This window comes from Kitasatospora sp. NPDC001159, from assembly GCF_053598235.1.
On record NZ_JBSFJV010000028.1, the window covers coordinates 52244 to 72422 of the forward strand.

18 protein-coding genes are annotated in these 20179 nt (G+C 74.7%); 14 read left to right on the forward strand and 4 right to left on the reverse strand.

Annotated features, from left to right (window positions below; translation table 11 throughout):
- The first annotated feature begins 15 nt into the window (after window positions 1-15).
- The 5 genes from ACWC9T_RS17000 (at window position 16) to ACWC9T_RS17020 (ending at window position 5147) form a co-directional block, all read left to right on the forward strand.
- The gene (locus tag ACWC9T_RS17000) at window positions 16-618 is read left to right on the forward strand and encodes a nucleotidyltransferase family protein (RefSeq protein WP_449821833.1); all 603 of its coding nucleotides are present in this window, start codon (window positions 16-18) and stop codon (window positions 616-618) included.
- Window positions 619-791: 173 nt separating this feature from the next.
- Window positions 792-1652, forward strand: a complete 861-nt coding sequence (locus tag ACWC9T_RS17005; protein ID WP_449821834.1) for a hypothetical protein — start codon at window positions 792-794, stop codon at window positions 1650-1652.
- 196 nt (window positions 1653-1848) lie between these two features.
- Entirely contained in the window at window positions 1849-2706 is an 858-nt protein-coding gene (locus ACWC9T_RS17010) for a hypothetical protein (protein WP_449821835.1), read from the forward strand.
- A gap of 160 nt (window positions 2707-2866) precedes the next feature.
- Window positions 2867-3838: a (2Fe-2S)-binding protein gene (locus ACWC9T_RS17015; RefSeq protein WP_449821836.1), complete on the forward strand. Its 972-nt coding sequence runs from the start codon at window positions 2867-2869 to the stop codon at window positions 3836-3838.
- A gap of 244 nt (window positions 3839-4082) precedes the next feature.
- Complete coding sequence (locus tag ACWC9T_RS17020; RefSeq protein WP_449821837.1) at window positions 4083-5147, forward strand: DUF2637 domain-containing protein; 1065 nt, start codon at window positions 4083-4085, stop codon at window positions 5145-5147.
- 166 nt (window positions 5148-5313) lie between these two features.
- Here the strand turns inward: ACWC9T_RS17020 and ACWC9T_RS17025 are convergent, their stop codons facing one another.
- Together ACWC9T_RS17025 and ACWC9T_RS17030 are read right to left on the reverse strand one after the other, a co-directional pair.
- Entirely contained in the window at window positions 5314-7566 is a 2253-nt protein-coding gene (locus ACWC9T_RS17025; protein WP_449821838.1) for a SpoIIE family protein phosphatase, read from the reverse strand.
- A gap of 327 nt (window positions 7567-7893) precedes the next feature.
- Window positions 7894-8280, reverse strand: coding sequence for an ATP-binding protein (locus ACWC9T_RS17030; RefSeq protein ID WP_449821839.1), 387 nt, complete (start codon window positions 8278-8280; stop codon window positions 7894-7896).
- 669 nt (window positions 8281-8949) lie between these two features.
- Between ACWC9T_RS17030 and ACWC9T_RS17035 the strand changes: the two genes are divergently transcribed.
- From ACWC9T_RS17035 to ACWC9T_RS17050, 4 genes are all read left to right on the forward strand, one after another.
- Window positions 8950-9660: an urease subunit gamma gene (locus ACWC9T_RS17035; RefSeq protein ID WP_449821840.1), complete on the forward strand. Its 711-nt coding sequence runs from the start codon at window positions 8950-8952 to the stop codon at window positions 9658-9660.
- Window positions 9661-9730: 70 nt separating this feature from the next.
- On the forward strand, window positions 9731-11452 hold the full coding sequence (locus ACWC9T_RS17040) for an urease subunit alpha (RefSeq protein ID WP_449821841.1): 1722 nt from the start codon (window positions 9731-9733) through the stop codon (window positions 11450-11452).
- Window positions 11453-11472: 20 nt separating this feature from the next.
- Window positions 11473-12522, forward strand: a complete 1050-nt coding sequence (locus tag ACWC9T_RS17045; RefSeq protein WP_449821842.1) for an agmatine deiminase family protein — start codon at window positions 11473-11475, stop codon at window positions 12520-12522.
- A gap of 80 nt (window positions 12523-12602) precedes the next feature.
- Window positions 12603-13202, forward strand: coding sequence for a TetR/AcrR family transcriptional regulator (locus tag ACWC9T_RS17050; RefSeq protein ID WP_449821843.1), 600 nt, complete (start codon window positions 12603-12605; stop codon window positions 13200-13202).
- 69 nt (window positions 13203-13271) lie between these two features.
- On the opposite strand, the gene ACWC9T_RS17055 is transcribed toward ACWC9T_RS17050, so the two are convergent.
- Entirely contained in the window at window positions 13272-14966 is a 1695-nt protein-coding gene (locus ACWC9T_RS17055) for a hypothetical protein (RefSeq protein WP_449821844.1), read from the reverse strand.
- Between the two features lie 327 nt (window positions 14967-15293).
- On the opposite strand from ACWC9T_RS17055, the gene ACWC9T_RS17060 reads away from it, so the two are divergent.
- The 4 genes from ACWC9T_RS17060 (at window position 15294) to pth (ending at window position 18026) form a co-directional block, all read left to right on the forward strand.
- On the forward strand, window positions 15294-15803 hold the full coding sequence (locus ACWC9T_RS17060; protein ID WP_449821845.1) for a hypothetical protein: 510 nt from the start codon (window positions 15294-15296) through the stop codon (window positions 15801-15803).
- A gap of 103 nt (window positions 15804-15906) precedes the next feature.
- Window positions 15907-16569, forward strand: coding sequence for a DUF3105 domain-containing protein (locus ACWC9T_RS17065; protein WP_449821846.1), 663 nt, complete (start codon window positions 15907-15909; stop codon window positions 16567-16569).
- Window positions 16570-16679: 110 nt separating this feature from the next.
- A complete protein-coding gene (locus tag ACWC9T_RS17070; RefSeq protein ID WP_449821864.1) occupies window positions 16680-17312 on the forward strand; it encodes a DUF305 domain-containing protein in 633 nt (210 codons plus the stop codon).
- A 117-nt stretch (window positions 17313-17429) separates the two neighbouring features.
- The gene (gene pth / locus ACWC9T_RS17075; RefSeq protein ID WP_449821847.1) at window positions 17430-18026 is read left to right on the forward strand and encodes an aminoacyl-tRNA hydrolase; all 597 of its coding nucleotides are present in this window, start codon (window positions 17430-17432) and stop codon (window positions 18024-18026) included.
- Here the strand turns inward: pth and ACWC9T_RS17080 are convergent.
- The gene (locus ACWC9T_RS17080; RefSeq protein WP_449821848.1) at window positions 18016-19479 is read right to left on the reverse strand and encodes an MFS transporter; all 1464 of its coding nucleotides are present in this window, start codon (window positions 19477-19479) and stop codon (window positions 18016-18018) included. The two genes, pth and ACWC9T_RS17080, sit on opposite strands and share 11 nt — an antisense overlap.
- A 144-nt stretch (window positions 19480-19623) precedes the next feature.
- Between ACWC9T_RS17080 and ACWC9T_RS17085 the strand changes: the two genes are divergently transcribed.
- Window positions 19624-20139, forward strand: coding sequence for a MarR family winged helix-turn-helix transcriptional regulator (locus ACWC9T_RS17085; protein ID WP_449821849.1), 516 nt, complete (start codon window positions 19624-19626; stop codon window positions 20137-20139).
- Window positions 20140-20179 lie beyond the last annotated feature (40 nt).

A 20179-nucleotide genomic window follows, 5' to 3' on the forward strand; every position in this document is an offset into this window, starting at 1 on the left:
GGGCAGGCTGGGCCCATGCAGAACGCAGCAGCCGCCGTCCCGGCCCTCGTCCTCGCCGCCGGGGGCGGGCGCCGTCTCGGCGGGCGGCCCAAGGCGCTGGTCCGGTACGCGGGCCGTCCACTGGTGGAACACGCGGTGGCCACCGTACGGGCCGGCGGCTGCCCGGACGTGACGGTGGTGCTCGGCGCGGAGGGCGAGCGGGTGCGGGCCACCGCGCACCTGCCGGGCTGCCGGCTGGTGGCCAACCCGGACTGGGCGGACGGCATGGGCTCCTCGCTGCGGGCCGGGCTGGCCGCCCTGCCGCCCGGGGCCCCGGCGGTGCTGGTGATGCTGGTGGACACCCCGGGCGTCACCCCGGCCGCGGTGGCCCGGCTGCTGGCCGCGCACCGAACGGGCGCCGAGCTGGCCGCGGCGGCGTACGACGGGCGGCGCGGGCACCCGGTGCTGATCGGCGCCCGGCACTTCGCGGAGGCGGCCGCGGGGGCCACCGGCGACGCCGGGGCCCGCGCCCTGCTGGCGGCGCACGCCGGGGAACTGGTCCTGGTCGAGTGCGCGGACGTGGCCGTCCCGAACGACCTGGACACCCCCGCGGACCTGGAACGCTGGTCCGCGCACTGAGCATCCTCCGTACGCCGACCGCGTCCTCCCTGCGATGGGTGTCGGCATCGCCCCTGCCGGGCGGTGTTCCCTGATCCGTCCCTGAGGATTGCCCCATTCCGCGCCCAGAACCGGGCATTTCGGGGAGCATGGGAACCGTCCCACCCACCCGACACCGACGGACGGAGCCCGCGATGGCAGGACTGCCCGACGATTTCACCGGACACGACCCCGCGCGGCCAGGGCCCGGGGCGGGCGGTAGCGCCCGGGCGATCCGCTGCCCTGCCTGCCGCCGCGAGCACCTGTACGAGCCGCCGTCGCTGCCGTGTCCGTGCGGCGCCTCGCTGAAGGTGCCGCTGCTGCGCGGCGGGGTGCCGGTGCAGGTGCGGTTCCGGTCCTGGGAGGACTCCTGGCTGAGCATGCGCTGCCCGCACTGCGGCCGCTCCGACCAGTGGCCACAGCCCGAGTTCACCTGCAACTGCGGGGCCACCGTCCGACTGCCGGTGGACCGCGCCACCCGGCTGGGCAGCGGTACGACCAGCCCGCTCGCCGCCCCCGGCCCGCAGGCCTCCCGCCCGCACCCGGCCCACCCGATGGGCGCCCCGGTGCCGGCCCCGCCCGCGCCGCCCGGGGGCTCGGCCGGGCGCTCCCGCCCGTTCCGCCACCGCACGCCGTTCCGCCCGCACCCGGTGCGTACCTCGCAGGACGCGGTGTTCACCGCCGCCCGCTACCTGGAGTGGCTGGGCTTCGACGACCTGGAGCTGACCGAGGCTCAGGAGCGCGACGGGGTGACCCTGTTGGGCAGCCGGATGGTCGCCCAGGTGGACACCTGGACCGAGCCGGCCGACGTGAAGTCGGTCGAGTGCCTGTGGCTGCAGACCCTGCACGCCGAGGAGACGGCCGCCGCCATGTTCACCCTGGCCGGTTACTCGCACCAGGCCACCGTACGCGGCGAACAGCTGCTGGTCGCCCTGTTCAGCCTGGACCTGGCCGGCGTTCCGCAGCCCGCCAACGGCGCCGCCGAGGCCCTGATGGAGACCGGCTGGACCTCCTGACCGCCCCCACTAGATCATTTCCCCACCAAAAGCAACAACCTCCGCTCGTGATCTGGTGCACAAGCTCACCCCCGTGTTGAATTGCCGCCACAGCGTGGGCCTTTCGCCCTGCCGTCACCATGCGAACGGACCGTGACGGCCGGGCCTCAGGGACAGGTCCGCGCCCTTGCCGGATGGCGCACACAAGGAGGTGGCGTTGTCGGAGCACGGATGGGGCCCGAGCGATCCGGACGGGCGGGGGCGGGCGGCAGCGGAGGAACCGGGCGACACCGTGTGGCGGCTGCGATCCCGGGGGTGCTGGCAGGAGGCCGCCGAACTGCTGCGCCCGGCCGCCGAACACGACCCGACGGCCGCCCTCGCACGAGCCGAACTCCTCATCGAGCGGTGCCTGTTCACCGCCGCGCACTGGACCCAGGCGGAACAGGCGCTGCGACTGGCCGAGGCCCTGGCGGAGGGCACCGAGCAGCGCGCGGCCGCCGCCTGCGCCCGCGGCTTCCTGGCGTACCTGGCGAGCGTGCTCGGCCCGCGCGACCGACTGGACGAGGCCCAGGCCGCGCTCGGCCGCACCTCGGCCCTGCTGCCGCCGGACGCGCCGGGCCGCCCGCTGCTGGACTTCCGGCGCGGACTGGTCGCCGAGAACCTGCTGCGCGACCGCAGCGCCGCCTGGATCGCCTACCGGAGGGCGCACGAGGGCGCGGGCGAGCGGGGGGACGAACTGCTGCGCTCGTACACCTGGCGGCATCTGGCCGCGCTGGCGCTCTCGCGCGGGGACCGCGGGAACGCCCGGGAGGGGTTCGACGCCTCGCTGCGGCTGCGCGAGCAACTCGGCTTCACGGTGGGGGTGGCGCCGGCGCTCGCTGCGCTCGCCGAGGTGTCCGAGCCGGCCGAGGCGACGCGGCTGCGCGCCGAGGCCGCCCGGCTGGTGCACGTCCTGGGCGGCGTGCCGGTCTGGCTCGCACGCCAGCTGTCCGCCACGCCCCCGAGCACCGCCCGCGCGCCGGGGCCCACCCCGGACGGACGCATCACCAGCGAGACCCGGGGGACAATCAGCTAAGGTGAGCCTAACCTGTCCGGGGGGAGCAGCGCCCCGGACAGGTCGGCTTGCCGTTCCCCGGGCACCGCCGCGCCCAGGTCCGGCCGGGCCCGGTCGCCGTGGCGTCCGGGCCCGCCGGGCGGTCCAGCGGCGGCCCCGGTCGACCCGATGGGGCCCGCCCATGACCGCGAGCAGCACCCGGCCCGACCCCGCGCCGTGCGCCCCCCGCACCACCGAGGCGCACGCCCACGACCCCGCGTCGGACTCCCCCGCCCCCTGCGCGCCGTCGTACCACCGGCTGGCCGTGCTCACCCCGGCGGTGAGCGTGCGCTGCGCCCCGCCCCGGCGGGGCGAGGGCCGGCTGACCGCCGCCGCCCTGGTCGCGGACCCCGGGGCGGTGCGCGAGCTGGTCGCCCACGACGCCCGGCAGGGCCTCGCCCGCTACGGGCAGCCGCTGCGCCCGGACGTGGCGGCGGGCTTCGGGCTGCACCGCTTCGTCTGGCCGGTCTCGCTGCTGTTCACCGTGCCGTGGTTCCTGGAGCGGCGCGTCCCGCTGCTCGGCCTGGACGACGTCTCGGTCCACCGCGGCCCGAACTCGGTCGAGCTGACGGTCCGCCCGGAGTCCTTCGTCTGCCTGCCGGACGACCCGGCGGCCGGTTCCCCGCAGGCCCGCACGGCGGCGGACGCGCACGCGCTGGCCGCCGAACTCCGGTGCGCGCTGGCCGAGTTCCTCGGGCCGGTGCTGACCGCCTTCGGGCCGGAGGTGCGACGCGGGCCGCGGGTACTGTGGGCGATGGCCACCGACGCGGTGGTGGAGGGGCTCGGGTACGCGGGCGGGCTGCTCGGGGAGCAGGAGCGGGCGCGCGCCGAGCTGACCGCGCTGCTGGCGCCCGGGGAGCCGACCGGGCCGGCGGAATCCACCGCGCCCGCCGAGCCCGCGCGCGCGCCCGACGCGGGCCGGAATCCCGCTCCCGTCCCGGCCCCCTTCACCCCGGGCGCCGGTTTCGCGGACCCGGCGCCCGACCGCGCCGGTGCTTCGCGTGGTACACCGGGCGCTTCGGACACCGACCGAGCCCGGGCCAGCTGCTGCCTCGTGTACACCGTGGAGCCCAAGGACATGTGCGGCGGCTGCCCCCGGATCCGGCGGCGCTGAGCCGCCCACCCCGATGTCACGCGGAGTTGACGGAAATCCGTCCGATTCCGAGTCCGAAAAGCCCGCGATTTCGGGAACAATCCGCTTCATATTCATAAGACAATCCGATTGCCGCCGGATCAGAAATCCCTCTCCTCGGCGCATTGACAGCAAATCAGCCGTTCGCCCGCCGAGCATCCGTCATGATGGTCCCCGCCATCACGACGCAGGAACGCGACGCAGGAAAGCGAGGCTGGTTCCGGCGATGAAATTGTCCGACATACCGCTCGGCTGGGCCGTCACCGGGGTTGCTGGGCTGCTGGTCAGCGCGCTCCTGGTGGCCCTGGCCCGGAGCCGGGGATCCGCGACCGCCGGCGGCGCGGATTCCTGGGAGCGTTCCGAGGAACGGCGCCGCCACAAGGAGTCCCTTTACGGCGCCGCCTCGTACACGCTGCTGTTCTGCTGCGCCGGCGTCGCTGCCGCGCTCTCCTTCCACGGGCTGGTCGGCTTCGGCGTGCAGAACCTCGGCCTCTCCGGCGGCTGGGAGTACCTCGTCCCGTTCGGGCTCGACGGCGCCGCGATGTTCTGCTCGGTGCTCGCCGTGCGTGAGGCCAGCCACGGCGACGCCGCGCTCGGCTCCCGGCTGCTGGTCTGGCTGTTCGCCGGCGCCTCGGCCTGGTTCAACTGGGTGCACGCCCCGCGCGGCTTCGGCCACGCCGGCGCCCCGCAGTTCTTCTCCGGCATGTCGCTGTCCGCGGCGGTCCTGTTCGACCGCGCGCTCAAGCAGACCCGCCGGGCCGCGCTGCGCGAACAGGGCCTGGTGCCCCGCCCGCTGCCGCAGATCCGCATAGTCCGCTGGCTGCGCGCCCCGCGCGAGACCTACGCGGCCTGGTCGCTGATGCTGCTGGAGGGCGTGCGCAGCCTGGACGAGGCGGTCGACGAGGTCCGCGAGGACAAGCGGGAACGGGTGCTGGAGAAGGAGCGCCGCAAGCTGGCGGGCCGCCGCGAGCGGGCCGAGATCCGGGCGATCAACCGGAGCAACGGCCACTGGCGCGGACGCGGCGGCGCCCCACGGCAGTTGGAGTCCGGCTCGGAGCCCGCCATAGCCGGCGGGCCCGGGCCGGAGCGGCCCGAGGCCGGTGCCGCGGGTTCCCGTGAGGGCGAGCCGCGCGAGGTCGGCGCGGCCGACGGCGCCGTCGTCCAGCCGGGCCTGCCGGCCCGTCCGGAGCGGCGCACCATCGACCTCACCGTGGACGAGGACACCGTCACGGTGCCCCGGCTGGACTCGCTGGAGCGCAAACTCAAGGATCTGGAGCAGCAGTTCGGCTGACGGGCTCCCGGGATCACGTCGACGGCATCACTCCCGGACCGAGGGCCTGAGGACGAGCGCCGGGTCGGTTCCAAGGAGCCGACCCGCGCTCGGCGGGAGCGGCACGGACACCGCGTCCCTTACGCCCCTTCGGGCCGCGCCCGTCCCGGTCGGTGTCAGACGGTCGCTAGGCGGCACTCGCCCCGCTGAGTTCGAACCACATCCGCTTGCCGGAGCCGCGCGGCTCCACGCCCCAGGCGTCCGCCAGTGCCTCAACCAGCATCAGGCCGCGGCCGGAGGAAGCCTGCTCCCCCGGCGTGCGGCGGGTGGGCCACAGGTCGGACTCGTCCTCCACCTCGACCCGCAGCCGGGCCCGGCCGCCGTCCGAAGCCGACTCGCGGTAGAGCCGGGCGGTGAACATGGCGTCACGGTCGGTGTGCCGGATGGCGTTGGTGACCAGCTCGGAGGAGAGCAACTCGGCGGTGTCGATGAACTCGGCGACGCCCCAGCGGCGCAGCGCGTCGCGCAGTTCGGCGCGGACCTCGGCGATCCGCGCCAGGTCGGCCTGGCCGATCCGGCGGCGCAGCTGCTGGGTGGTGAGCCCGCCTGCCGGGCCGTCCCAGCGCAGGAGCAGCAGCGCTATGTCGTCCTCGCGCTCGCTGGAGTCGGCGGCCTGGGAGGCGATCCGGTCGGCCAGGTCCTCCAGCGGGTCGCGGGCCGCCACCTCGACGGCCCGCAGCGGACGGGCGAGTGCCCGGGTGAGCCGGCCGATGCCCTCGTCCAGGTCCATGCCGCGCGCCTCGACCAGGCCGTCGGTGCACAGCAGCACGGTCTCGCCCGGGTCCAGGCTGAACCGGGTGACCCGGTACTCCTGGTCCGGGTCGATGCCCAGCGGCAGCCCGCCGGCCACCGGCAGCACGGCGGCGGTGCCGTCGGCGCGGCGCACCACCGGGTCGAGGTGGCCGGCCCGCACCGCGTAGACCACGCCGTAGTCCACGTTGACCTCGGCGTAGGTGCAGGTGGCGAAGTGGTCGGTGTCCAGGTCGGCGAGGAAGCGGGAGGCACGGGCCATCACCGCGGCGGGCGGGTGGCCCTCGGCGGCGTAGGCGCGCAGCGCGATCCGCAGCTGGCCCATGATGCCGGCGGCGTGCACGTCGTGGCCCTGGACGTCGCCGATCACCAGGCCGACGTGCCCGCCGGGCAGTGGCACCACGTCGTACCAGTCGCCGCCGATCTGCAGGCCGGAGCCGGCCGCGAGGTAGCGCACGGCGGTGGTCACCCCGGGGATGGAGGGGACGGTGCGGGGCAGCATCACCCGCTGCAGCCCGGCCGCCAGCTCGTGCTCGGCGTCGTGCAGCCGGGCCCGGGCCAGCGACTGGGCGACCAGCCCGCCCAGGGTGGTGAGCAGGGTGCGCTCGTCCGCGTCCAGTTCGCGCTCGTCGTCGAAGCTGACCACGCAGACGCCGATCGCCCGGCCGCTGGCCACCAGCGGCAGGTAGGCCCAGGAGCCGCGGCCGGTGCGGCTGGTCTGCTCCCAGACGTCGCCGTAGCGCGCGCGGAACTCCTCGCGGTTGGAGACGAAGACCGGGGCGCGGTGCCGGAGCGCCTCGGCAGCGGGGTGGCCGGACGGCAGCACGGCGCGGTCCCAGACCGCGAGCGACTCGGAGCGGTAGCCGCAGGCGCCGAGGATCTGCGCACGGCCGGCCTCGAAGGAGGCGAGCACCAGGCCGTCCGGCGGAAGTCCGGGCAGCGGCAGCTCGGTGAAGACCCGGGCCACGTCCCGGACGGTGACCGCCTCGGAGAGGGCGCGGGCGGCCTCCTTGATGAACCGGGAGCGCTCCTCGCGCAACAGGGCGAGCCGGTCCGCGCGGTCGCGCTTGTGCAGTTCGACGGTGGCGTCCCAGACGAAGCCCACCATCCGGGAGGCGCGGCCGAAGGCGTCGGCGAGCACCCGGCCGCGGAAGCGCACCGCGCGCATGGTGCCGTTCGGCCCGACGGTGCGGTAGTAGGCGCCGCACTGGCCCAGCTCGGTCACCGCGCGCTCGACCCGGCGGCGCACCACGGGCGCGTCCTCGGGGTGCAGCAGGGAGAGGAAGGAGGCGGCGGTTCGGTCGAAGCGGCCGCGCTCGACGTCGTCCAGGCCGATGATCGTGCAGGCGCGCTGGTCGCCCTCCAGGATGTCGCGGCGGATGTCCCAGTCGAAGGAGCCGATGCCGTTGGCGGCCATCGCGGGCTCCAGCCAGTCCGGCATGGTGTCGGCGGAGGAGGGCGGCAGTCCGCCGGACAGCACCGGGGCCAGCCGACCGGAGGCGAGCACGGGCGGTGTGCGCAGCGGGTTCCGCCGCGTGGCCTGCGCGGGCGGGCGGGCGGCTGGCAGCGGCTCCACGGCGGACGCGCCGGGAGGAAGCGCCGGCCCCGGCGACTCGGGCTCAGTGGGCATGCTGCTCCTGCCGCTGCCGTGGCGGACCGCGCCGACCGTCCGGACGGGCCGCGTGGCGATGTGATGGGTCGTGCTGGATCGGACGGTGCCGACGGACGGTGGTCAGTCGAGGTTCGGTCTCCCCGCTGCTTCCCGCACGTGGACACACATTCCCACCATCCTGGCCAATGTTCGGCCGAGCGGCAATGGCAACGGGCCGGAAATCTTGCCTTCCGCCTTCTGTTCAGGGCTTGCTTCGAGAGCGGATCAATCGATGACGAACAATCGTGCGGGCGGTGTGTGCGAGTGGCGCGGCGCTCGGGCTCACGGTGGGACTCGCGGCAGTGCCTACGGCAGGGCGAGCTCGAACCAGGTGACCTTGCCGTCGCCCCTCAGCTGCACCCCCCAGGAGTCCGCGAGCGCCTCCACCAGCGTCAGGCCGCGCCCCGAGGTCGCGTACTCGGCCTCCGGGGCGCGGCGGCGCCCGGGCAGCCGACTCGCGCCGTCCTGCACCTCGACCCGCAGCCGGCTGTCCGAGCCGAGCACCGCGTCGAAGACGGCGCCCTTGCCGGTGTGCAGCAGCGCGTTGGTGACCAGCTCCGAGGAGAGCAGCTCGGCAGTGTCGGACAGCTCCGGCACCCCCCAGTGGCTCAGCGCCGTACGCAGCCGGTGCCGGACCGCGCCGACCGCGATCAGGTCGGCCGGGTCGAGCGTCAGATGCAGCCGGCGGTGCAAGGCGCACCCGGGCGCCGACGCGCCCGACACGGTCGTCCCGGTGCCGACCGCCGGGCCCTGGGCCGACCCGGACCGGTAGGCGTCGCCCGAACTCGTCCGCTGCCTCGGGAATCGCGACTGACCGTCCATCAACACATGCCCCCGCCCTCAAATCCGGGCCCCCGCCTCCGGATCCCCCGCCGGCCGGGTGGCCCCCTCGTTCTGACCACCATCCTCATGCCCAGTTGACGGCGTTTGCAACAGTGTGCGTCCGATCACGTGGGGTGAAAGGGGCACGGGGAGGTTCACGTGATCCAACTGCCCGCGCCGGACAGGTTTGCGAAGCGCAGAGGCAGTTTTCGAGCCCGCCCCCACCCGATCCCGCGCACACCCGGCGCCCGTACGGACTGCGCGCCGGACCTCGCGCCCCGCCTCCGCCACCGCCGCGCGCCGGGCCCCGCTCCCCCCGCCGAACACCCTGCCCCCACCCCGCCGGGCGCCCGCCCTCACCCTCGCCACCCGCCCGACAGGCCGGACCCGGCCGGAGCGGCAACGCTGGACAGGGCGGCCCGGTCCGGGTTCAATGTCCCGAGATGTTTGAACGACGTTCTAAACGATGGTCCGAACATCACCCCGGAAGCCCCCGGCCCCGAGCCGACCCCCTCCCCGGCGACGAGCGAGCGAGGAACCGTGCGACTGACCCCCACCGAGCGGGACCGGCTGCTGATCTTCACAGCAGCCGAACTGGCCCGCGCCCGCCGCGCCCGGGGCGTGCGCCTCAACATCCCCGAGGCGACCGCCCTGATCGCGGACACCGTCTGCGAGGCCGCCCGCGACGGCCGGCGCCTGGCCGAGGCCATCGAAGCCGGCCGCTCCGTGCTGACCGCCGACGACGTACTGCCCGGCGTACCGGACGTGGTCAACGTCGTCCAGGTCGAGGCCGTGTTCGAGGACGGCACCCGCCTCGCCGTCATCAACGACCCGTTCAAGGGGGCCGGCTCGCTCGGCGACGACGCCCCCGGCGGCGCGCTGATCGGCGACGGCGTCGGCTACGACCCGGTCGAGGAGACACTGCTGCTCCCCGTCCACAACACCTCCGAGGTGCCGATCTCGGTCACCTCGCACTTCCACTTCTTCGAGGCCAACCCGCGCCTGGCCTTCGACCGCGCCGCCGCCTACGGCACCCACCTGGCCGTCCCGGCCGGCTCCTCGGTGCGCTTCGACCCGGGCGCCACCGTCGAGGTCGGCCTGGTGCCGATCGGCGGCCAGCGGGTCGCGATCGGCTTCGCGGGGCTCGTGGACGGGCCCCTGGACGCGCCCGGCGCGAAGGAGGCCGCCCTCGCGAAGGCCCGCGCGACCGGCTACCTGACCAGCTTCGACGACACCGAGGTGCCCTCATGAGTGAGCGAAGCGAGCAGTCGAACAGAGCTGCCACGCGGGCGTGGCCCGCCGAGCGCAACGAGGTGGGAGCATGACCGCCATTTCCCCCCACGACTACATCTCCGTGCACGGCCCGCGCGCCGGGGACCGCATCCGGCTCGGCGACAGCGGCCTGATCGTCCGCGTGGAGTCCGACTCCCAGGCGCCCGGCGACGAGTTCCTGGCCGGCTTCGGCAAGACCGCCCGCGACGGCCTGCACCTCAAGCCCGCCGCCGTCCGCGACACCTGCGACGTGGTGATCAGCAACGTGCTGGTGATCGACGCGGTCCAGGGCATCCGCAAGACGTCCATCGGCCTGATCGGCGGCCGGATCGCCTCGATCGGCCGGGCCGGCAACCCGGACACCCTGGACGGCGTGGACGTGGTGGTCGGCACCGGCACCACCATCGTCTCCGGCGAGGGCCTGATCGCCACCGCCGGCGCCATCGACACCCACGTCCACCTGCTCTCGCCGCGGATCATGGAGGCCTCGCTCGCCTCCGGTGTCACCACGATCATCGGCCAGGAGTTCGGCCCGGTCTGGGGCGTCGGCGTCAACTCGCCCTGGGCGCTGCGCCATGCGTTCAACGCCTTCGACGCCTGGCCCGTCAACATCGGCTTCCTGGGCCGCGGTTCGTCCTCCGACGACGCCCCGCTGATCGAGGCGCTGGCCGAGGGCGGCGCCTCCGGCTTCAAGGTGCACGAGGACATGGGCGCCCACACCCGCGCCCTGGACACCGCGCTGCGGGTCGCCGAGGAGTACGACGTCCAGGTCGCCCTGCACACCGACGGCCTGAACGAGTGCCTCTCCGTCGAGGACACCCTGAAGGTGCTGGAGGGCCGGACCATCCACGCCTTCCACATCGAGGGCTGCGGCGGCGGGCACGTCCCCAACGTGCTGAAGATGGCGGGCGTGCCGAACGTCATCGGCTCCTCCACCAACCCCACCCTGCCGTTCGGCCGGGACGCGCTGGGCGAGCACTTCGACATGATCGTCTCCGCGCACGACCTCAAGGTCGACCTGCCCGGCGACGCCGCGATGGCCCGCGACCGCATCCGGGCCGGCACCATGGGCGCCGAGGACGTCCTCCACGACCTCGGGGTCATCGGCATCACCTCCTCCGACGCCCAGGGCATGGGCCGGGCCGGCGAGACGGTGCGCCGCACCTTCGCCATGGCCGGCAAGATGAAAACCGAACTCGGCCCGCTGGACGGCACCGGCTCGTACGGGACGACCGAGAGCGGCGACGACAACGAGCGCGTGCTGCGCTACATCGCCAAGCTGACCATCAACCCGGCCATCGCGCACGGCCTTTCCCACGAGGTCGGCTCGATCGAGATCGGCAAGCTAGCCGACCTCGTGCTGTGGCGCCCGGACCACTTCGGCGCCAAGCCGCAGCTCGTCCTCAAGGCCGGCTTCCCCGCGTACGGCGTGGTCGGCGACCCCAACGCCTCCACCGACCGCTGCGAACCGCTCGTCCTGGGACCGCAGTTCGGAGCCCACGGCGCGACCGCCGCCGACATCTCGGTCGCCTTCGTCGCCCGGGCCGCCGCCGACGGTGCCTACCTCGACCGCCCCGCCGACGGACTGCCCACCCGCCGCCGCCGCGTCGGCGTCCGGGGCACCCGCGGCATCGGGCCACGCGACATGGTGCGCAACGCCCGGATCGGCCAGGTCGAGGTCACCGAGACCGGGCTGGTCTCGCTGGACGGCTCGCCGCTGCGCTCCGAACCCGCGGACAGCGTCTCGCTCAGCCGCCTCTACTTCCTCTGATCCTCCCCCTCAAGGACCTGATGATGACCACCCCCACGCCCGCCTCCCTCGGTTACCGGATGCCCGCCGAGTGGCACCCCCACGACCGCACCTGGATGGCCTTCCCGACCGCCAACCCCACCTTCGACGGCCCCGAGCAGCTGCACGCGGCCCGCCAGGCCTGGGCGGCCGTCGCCGACACCATCGTCCGGTACGAGCCGGTGATGCTGATCGTCAACACCGGTGAGACGGCGGACGCCCGCCGGTACGTCTCCGATCGGGTCGAGATCGTCGAGCGCCCGCTCAACGACGCCTGGATGCGCGACATCGGCCCGTCCTTCCTGATCGACGGCGAGGGCACGGTCGCCGCCGCCGACTGGATCTTCAACGGCTGGGGCGCGCAGTCCTGGGCCCGCTGGGACAAGGACCAGCACATCGCCGAACACATCGGCGAACTGACGGGCGTTCGGCGCTTCGCCTCCCGGCTGATCAACGAGGGCGGCGGCATCCACGTCGACGGCGAGGGCACGGTGCTGGTCACCGAGACCGTCCAGCTCGGCGAGGGCCGCAACGCCGACTGGACCAAGGAGGAGGTCGAGGCCGAGCTGCACGCCTTCCTCGGCACCACCAAGGCGATCTGGCTGCCGCGCGGACTCACCCGCGACTACGACGAGTTCGGCACCCGCGGCCACATCGACATCGTCGCCTCCTTCGTCCGCCCGGGCGTCGTGGTCGCCCACGTCCAGCCGGACCCGGCCCACCCGGACCACGAGGTCTGCCGGGAGCTGGTCGCCGTCCTGCGCGCCTCCACCGACGCCCAGGGCCGCCCGCTGGAGGTCATCGAACTGCCCGCCCCCACCGTCCTGCTGGACGAGGACGGCGAGCCGGTCGACTACTCCTACATCAACCACTACGTGGCCAACGGCGCGGTCGTGCTGTGCGCCTTCGACGACCCGCGCGACCGGGAGGCCGCCGACATCCTCGCCAAGGCCTACCCGGGCCGCACCGTCGAGCTCGTCGACGCCCGGGAGATCTTCGCCAACGGCGGCGGCATCCACTGCATCACCCAGCAGCAGCCGAAGGCGCTCTGACGTCCGCCCCCGGGCGGGAGCCGCGCGCTCCCGCCCGGGTAGCCTTCTGAGCTCCGCACCACCGAGGGAGAGCACTGCACATGGCGGACGCCCGCCCGCGCCGGCCGGCGCGCCCCCGCGAGGAGGTCTTCGCCACCGCCCGGGCCGCGATCGCCGAACACGGGCTCGCCAAGCTCACCATGGCCGGGCTCGGCAAGCAGCTCCAGATGAGCGCCGGGCACCTGCTCTACTACTTCGGCAGCAAGGACCAGCTGCTGCTGGAGACCCTCCGCTGGAGCGAGGAACAGCTCGGCGCCCGCCGCCGCGAGGCCCTCGCCGACCACGCCCCCGACCCCTGGCAGCGCCTCGACGCCTACCTGCGCCTCTACCTGCCCGAGGGGCCCGGCGACCCGCGCTGGATCCTCTGGGTCGAGGTGTGGGGCCGCTCCCCCGCCAGCGCCGAGATCCGCCAGGGCCAGCAGGAGATCGAGGCCCCCTGGCAGGCCGACCTGGTCGCCCTCATCGAGGAGGGCACCGCCACCGGCCACTTCACCCCCGGCCCCGCCGCCGACCGTGCCGTCCAGCTGCGCGCCCTGCTCGACGGCCTCGCCGTCCCGATCGCCATCGGCCTGCCCGAGGCCGACCGGCCCGCCGCCCTCGACCAGGCCACCGCGGTCGCGACCATCCTGCTGCGGGCCTGAGCACCGGCCGGGGCTCACCCGCACGCACCGGACGTCCTACGGGCCGCCTTCCGGCGCAGGGGCATTGACTCATTCGGTCCAGATCGCGGCCGCCGTGCGGTCGTCGGAGTAGCCCTTGGCACGGACCTGGACCTGGCGCAGGAAGTCGACCGTGCCCGGCGGGTGGGGGTGCGCCCAGTGCGCGGAGAGGAAGTGGGCGACGGCGGGCTCGTCCGCGATCGGACCGGCCAGGCCCGGGCTGCAGAGCAGCAGGATGTCGCCCGGGGTGGCGGGGACCAGCCGGAAACGGAAGGGGCGCGGGTCCGGCACCGGGCCGTCCGGCGCCGCCGGCTGGCCGTCCGGGTGGTGGAGCAGCCGGGCCGCGTAGGCGTCGATCCAGTGGCCGGAGCGCAGCAGGTAGAGCCCGCCCGGGCCGACGCCGAAGGCCGCACGGTAGCCCGCCACCGGGTCCAGCGACACCATCAGACAGTGCAGCGAGGCCGGGGACGGCGTGTCGTCCCCCTCGGCCCGGGGCGCCAACGCGCGCAGCGGGGCGGCGGCGCTGGTGGCCAGGCGCTGGAGGCCGTAGCGCAGCCGGTCCCGGGCGCCGTCGCGCAGATCGGCGGCCAGGCCGGCCCGGCTGCGCCCGATCGCGGCGGCCAGCTGGCGGCAGGCCTCGCCGGTGGCGGCGGCGACCGTCTCCGCGGTGAGCGCCTCGTCCTCGGCGTCGCCCCTGCGCTCGAAGCCCGCGAGGACGGCGAGCAGCAGACCATCGGGGCCGTCGCCGAACCTGGTCACCAGCAGGCTGTCGCGGCGCGGCTCGCCCCGGTACCGGGCGGAGTCGCCCCGTACGGAGACGGCGCGCAGCACGGTGCTGCCGTACTGGGCGCCCTCCAGCGCGGTGTCCGGGACGACCGAGCCGAGCGAGCCCGGGTCCGTCTCCGGTACGGCCGTCGGCTCGGGACCGTAGGTCGGGGGGCGCTCGCCGACGTGCGGGACGGTGGGGCCGGTCTCGGCGAGGGGCGCGCGGATGGCCAGGCGGGGGTCGGGGACGGGGGGCGCTGGTTCCGGGTCGGGCTGGGGGGCGTGGTCGGGCTCGGGTTCGGGGGTGGGGGTCCTGGCGACCGGGGGTTGCGGGGCGGGCTCGGGCTCCGGGTCGGGGTCGCGGGCGGTTTCAGGGGCGCGAGCGGGTTCCGGCGCCGGTTCGAAAGCGGGCTCCTCGGCAACCGCGGGCTCCGGTTCCGGCGCCGGTTCGGGAGCGGGGGCCGGGGCGGGCTTCTCCAGGGAGACCGGCGCGGGCGGCGCGTCGGGCTCCGGCTCCTGCTGGGCCTCCTGCCCGGGCTCGGGCACAGGACCGGGCTCGGCCGCAGCAACGGCCTCCGCCCGGGGCGCGTCGGCGGCGAAGGAGGGGGCGGGGAACTGATGGGTCTCCGTCGAGGTGCGCTGGCGTCCGATCCCGCCGATCCCGCCGGTCCCCTCGATCACGCCGATCGCGGTGTCGAACCAGTCGTCGATGCTGTCCCGACCCACCGCGGGGACGGGCTCGGGCTCCGCGACGGCCTCCGCGACGGCCTCCGGCGCTTCCTCCCCCGGAGCGGCCTCCGGCCCCACCGTGCGCTGCTGCCCGATCAGCCCGACCGCCGTGTCGAACCAGTCGTCCACACTGCCCTCGCCCGGGTCGGCGTGCGGGGTGTCGGGAAGGGTGCCCGCCGGGCCGTCGTAGACCGTGTCCCACCAGCCGTCGCCCGGCCGGGGCGGCTGTGCGGGTGCACCCTGCTTGCTCATCTGGCGGCTCCTGGTCGGTCCGTGGTCGCGCCGCCCCCGGCGGGGCCGGACTGGCGTCATTGTCTCCAAGCGCAACGACCCTGTCCGGGTTTCGGCGACAACCGGTCACCGAACGGATCATCCCGGCCACCGCGCTCACCAGGCGGTTCGTCGGGGCGCGGCCGGGCGGTGGCGGGGGCCGCCCCCGCAGTGTTCGCTTCCGTTCCGTCCGGGCTTGCCGGATGTGCCCCGAGCAGGGCGTTTCCTGGACATTGCAGGGCAGGGACCGCTGAAAATGGGGCCCAATGAGGGGCATCGCTTCACCCGTTCGGCTGATTAAATGTGCGCATGACCGCGTCGACCCCCAGCTCGCTCCGACCGGGGAGGGCCGCACTGGCGGGCCGCCCGGCGGGTGCGCTGTTGGTCCTGCTGCTGGTCGCCCTGCTGACGGCGCTGCCCTGCGCGGGCCAGGCGAACGGGCTGGACGCTCCCGTCCGGCCTGCGTCGGCCCCGGCGAGCGCCGTCTCGGTGGTCAGCGCCGCGGAGGCCACTGCGCAGACTCCCCACACCGGCCACGCCGTCAGGGCGTCCGAGCGCCACCAGCGGCTCGCCGCGGAGCAGGACCACTGGATCCTGTGCACCGCCGACGGCCAGCCGCCGCGCGACAACGGCTGCTCCAGCCACCCGTTCTGCCCGCAGGACGCGCAACTGCCGAACCCGCCGCCGCAACCGCAGCCCGCCGTCTCACCCCTCGTCGCGCCGGCGCCCGAGGCGCTGCCCCGAGTGGTGCCCGCGGGGCTGCTGGACGGCCCGCACCCGGCGCCCGATCTGCACGAACTCCAGGTCCACCGGTCCTGAGCGGAACCCACCGCCGACGCTCGCCGTCGGCGGGTCCGCCCCTCCCCCCACTACAGCCGACCGCCGCCACCAGCCGTGCGCGGCGGGGACAAGGACAACCATCATGGGTTCCGCCTCGAAGCAGTCCGACAAGCCCGGCGCCAAGGGCGTCGCCGACCGCCGCACCCGCATCGCCGAGCTGCGCGCCGCCGAGGAGCGCCGCGACCGCCGCAACAAGGTCATCGCCTCGGTGGCGGCCGGTGTGCTGGTGATCGGCGCGATCGCCACCGGCACCTGGATCGTCATGGACCAGAACCAGAAGAAGAAGGACAAGGAGGCCGCCGCCAACGCGGACATCCCGGGCGTGAAGACCTTCGGCGACCTGAGCCGCAACCACGTCAAGGAGAAGGTCAACTACCCGATGACCCCGCCCGTCGGCGGCGACCACAACGCGATCTGGCTGGACTGCATGGGCCACGTCTACGACCAGCCGGTCGAGAACGAGCGTGCCGTCCACTCGCTGGAACACGGCGCGGTCTGGGTGACGTACAACGGCAAGGCCACGCCGGAGGACATCAAGACCCTCTCCGACAAGGTCAAGGCCACCCCGTACTCGCTGATGAGCCCGTACCCGGACGAGCAGGGCACCATCACCCTGAACGCCTGGAGCACCCAGCTGGTCGTGGACAGCGCCAGCGACCCGCGGGTGAACCAGTTCTTCACCAAGTACGTCCAGGGCAAGCAGACCCAGGAGCCGGGCGCCTCCTGCACCATGGGGCAGATGTGACCGCCGACGCGACCCGCCCCGAGGAGGCCTCGGCGGCCGACCTCCCGGAGGAGGACGCGACGGCAGCGAAGGCGACCGAGGAGCCGGCGGCCCGTCCCGGCCGTCGGCGGCTGTGGTGGCCGGCCGCGCTGGCCGCCGCGGTGGCGCTGGCGCTCGGGGTGCCGGCCCTGGTGGCGAGCGGCTCGTCGGCCTCCGGCACGGCCTCGGTGGCCGTCCCGGCGGACGACTCGCCCGAGGCCGGGTTCGCGCGCGACATGGCGACCCACCACCAGCAGGCGGTGGACCTGTCGTTCATCGTCCGGGACCGCACCGGCGACGAGCCGACCCGCACCCTGGCCTTCGACATCATCAACACGCAGGCCAACCAGCGCGGGATGATGACGGGCTGGCTCGACCAGTGGGGGCTGTCGCAGCACTCGACCGCCAAGCCGATGGCGTGGATGAGGATGGACCACGACTACGCGGCCCACGACGGTTCGCTGATGCCCGGCATGGCCACCAACGCCCAGATGGCGAAGCTGCGTTCGCTCAGCGGGCGGGACGCCGAGGTGTTCTACCTGCAGCTGATGGTCGAGCACCACAAGGGCGGGGTCGAGATGGCCCAGGGCTATGTCGACCTGGCGAAGAACGACGTCGAGAAGCGGCTCGCCCAGTCGATGGTGGTCGCCCAGACCTCCGAGCTGGAGCTGATGACCGACATGCTCAAGGAGCGCGGCGCCGCCCCCGGCGTGCCCGCGTCCTGACGACCGAAGCTCCCCCGTTCCGCAGTGCTTTCCCGGACGGCCGGGGCGCGGCGGCGGTCCCGCACCGTCCCCACCGCGCCCCGGCCGTCACGCCGTCCCGACCTCTGGAGACCCCGTATGACCACTGGTACGGCCACCGCCGACGCACCCTGGCTGATCGCCGGCCTGGGCAATCCCGGCCCGTGGTTCCGGCTGACCCGGCACAACGCCGGCTTCCTGACCGTGGACCGGCTGGCCGAGCGGCACGGCGGCCGGTTCCGTCGGCGCGGGCTCGCCACCCTGGTCGCGGAGATCGAGGTGGACGGCCGCCGGGTGCTGCTGGCCAAGCCGCTGTGGTTCATCAACCTGTCCGGCCGCCCGGTGGCCGCCCTGCTGCGCCGCCACGGGGTGCCGGTCGAGCGCCTGGTGGTCGTCCAGGACGACCTGGACTTCGCGTACGGCTCCGGCAAGTTGAAGCGTGGCGGCGGACCGGGCGGCCACAACGGGGTGCGCTCGGTGGGCGAGGTGCTGGGCACCCGCGATTTCATCCGGCTGCGGTTCGGCATCGGCCGCCCGCCGAAGGGGCAGAGCATCGGCGACCACGTGCTGAAGAAGTTCTCGGACGACGAACTGGCCGCGATGCCAGGGGTGTTGGACCGCTGCGCGGACGCCCTGGAGACGCTGGTGCGGCTCGGCCTGAACCGGGCCCAGGACGCCCTGAACGTCACCGCGTAGCAGCGGCGGGGCCGGCCCCGGTGGTGACGGGCCGGGTCAGCGCGGCGGCGGCCACCGCGACCACGGCGAGGACGATCAGCACCGTCCGCCCGCCGGACGCCGCACCCGCCAGGTGGACGCCGAGGACGGACAGCGCCATGCCGAGCGCGGTGCCGAGGCTGCGTGCCATGTTCACCATGCCGCCGCCGACGGCCGAGCACTCCGCCGGGATCGCCCGCATCACCAACGCGTTGTTGGCGGGCAGCAGCAGGCCCAGCCCGTACCCGGCGACCAGCAGCGGGGCCGCCACCGTCGCGCCGGAGACCGGCAGCACGGCGAACAGCAGCAGTCCCGCGCCCGCGAGGCCCGCACCCAAGCGGCACCGGGTCAGGTCCGACCAGCCCCGAGGCAGCAGCGCGCCGCCGACCGTCGCGGCGACCGCGAACGCCGCCGGCAGCAGGGTGACCACCAGGCCCGCGGCGGCCGTCGACAAGCCCGCACCGGTGAGCAGCACCGGGCCCAGCACCAGCGGACAGAACAGCAGCAGGTAGCCGATCAGCGCGACCACCAGCCCGGACCGCACGCCCGGGGTGTTCACCAGCCCCGGCGCCAGGATCGGCCGGGCGGCCCGCCGCTCCTGGCGCACCAGCGCCAGCGCCAGCACGACGGAGGTGAGCAGCAGCACGGCGACGGCCCAGCCGGGCAGGGGCAGGCCGGAGGCGGTGGACAGGGCGAGCAGCAGCGCGGTGGTCGCGCCGGTGAGCAGCAGCATGCCGGGCAGGTCGAAGCGGGGCGCCCGCGGCTCGCCGTCGCGCGGTGTCGGGACCACCCCCGGGACGCGGGTTCGGGTTCGGGTTCGGGGCAGCAGGTACCGGCCGGCCACGATGCCGAACACCGCGATCGGCACGTTGACCCAGAACACCCACTGCCAGGATGCGTGCTCCACCAGCAGCCCGCCGAGGCTGGGGCCGAGCGCCAGTCCGAGGCCCTGGGCGGCGGCCTGGATGCCGAGCGCGCGGCGCATCGCGTGCTCCGGGACGCCGCGGGCGACCAGGGCGACGCTGTTGGCCTGCATCATCGCGGCGCCGACGGCCTGGACCGCCCGGCAGGCGACCAGGATCCACAGACCGCCGGCGAATCCGGCGCCCAGCGAGGAGAGGCCGAAGACGGCGAAGCCCCCGATGTACATGGTCTTGCGGCCGACCAGGTCGGACAGCCAGCCGATCGGGGCCAGCAGGGCGACCAGGACCAGCAGGTACGCGAGGGCGACCCACTCGACGGCGGCGAACCCCGCGTCGAAGTGGCGGCCGAGGGCTGGGAAGACGAGGGCAATGACGCTGGCGTCGAGCTGACCCAGGAAGGCGCCGAGGCAGACCGTGCCGACGGCCAGCCAGTGGGCATGGCGCCAGCCGGCGATGCCGCGGGGCCTGGGCCGCTCGGTGAGCAGGCGCGCGGCAAGGGCGGTGGCGTTCATGCCACGAATATATCGGATGCAGACATGTTCTCTCTACGAGCCGATCGTCCTGCGACACGAAACGTCTCGCACTGCGTACACTGCGCGTCCGAGGGGCGGACGGCGCCCCGGAAACGCCCCGTACCAGGCGATACGCTGTCCGCCATGCCGTCGTCACCGCACGTTCCCGACCCCGCCGCCGAAACCCCCGACCCGGCGGTCGAGCACGCCCGGCGACTGACCGACACCGTCACCCGGCTGCGCCGCGCGCTGCGCAGCAGCATCCGCACCGACTACCCGTGGGAGTCCCTGCCGATGGCGCAGGTCGAGCTCCTCCAGACGCTCGCCGCGGCACCGCTGCGGGTCGGCGAACTCGCCGCCCGGCAGCGACTCGCACCCAACACCGTCAGCGGGCTGGTCGGCAAGCTGCTGGAGGCCGGGTTCGTGGACCGCCAGGCCGACCCCGGCGACCGGCGCACCGCCCGGATCGCGCTCACCCCGGCCGGGCGGCGCCAGCTGGACGACTGGCAAAGCGCCCACGAGCGCCGGATCGCCACCGCCCTGGACACCCTCGACCCGGCCGACCGCGAGGCGGTCGTCCACGCACTGCCCGCGCTGGAGCAGCTCGCCCGCGCCCTGGCCCAGCCGGGTACCGCCGAGCAGGGGCCTTCGGCCGGGTAAAACCGTTGGTCGACGCAGCCGACGAGCGCTACCGTCCCCG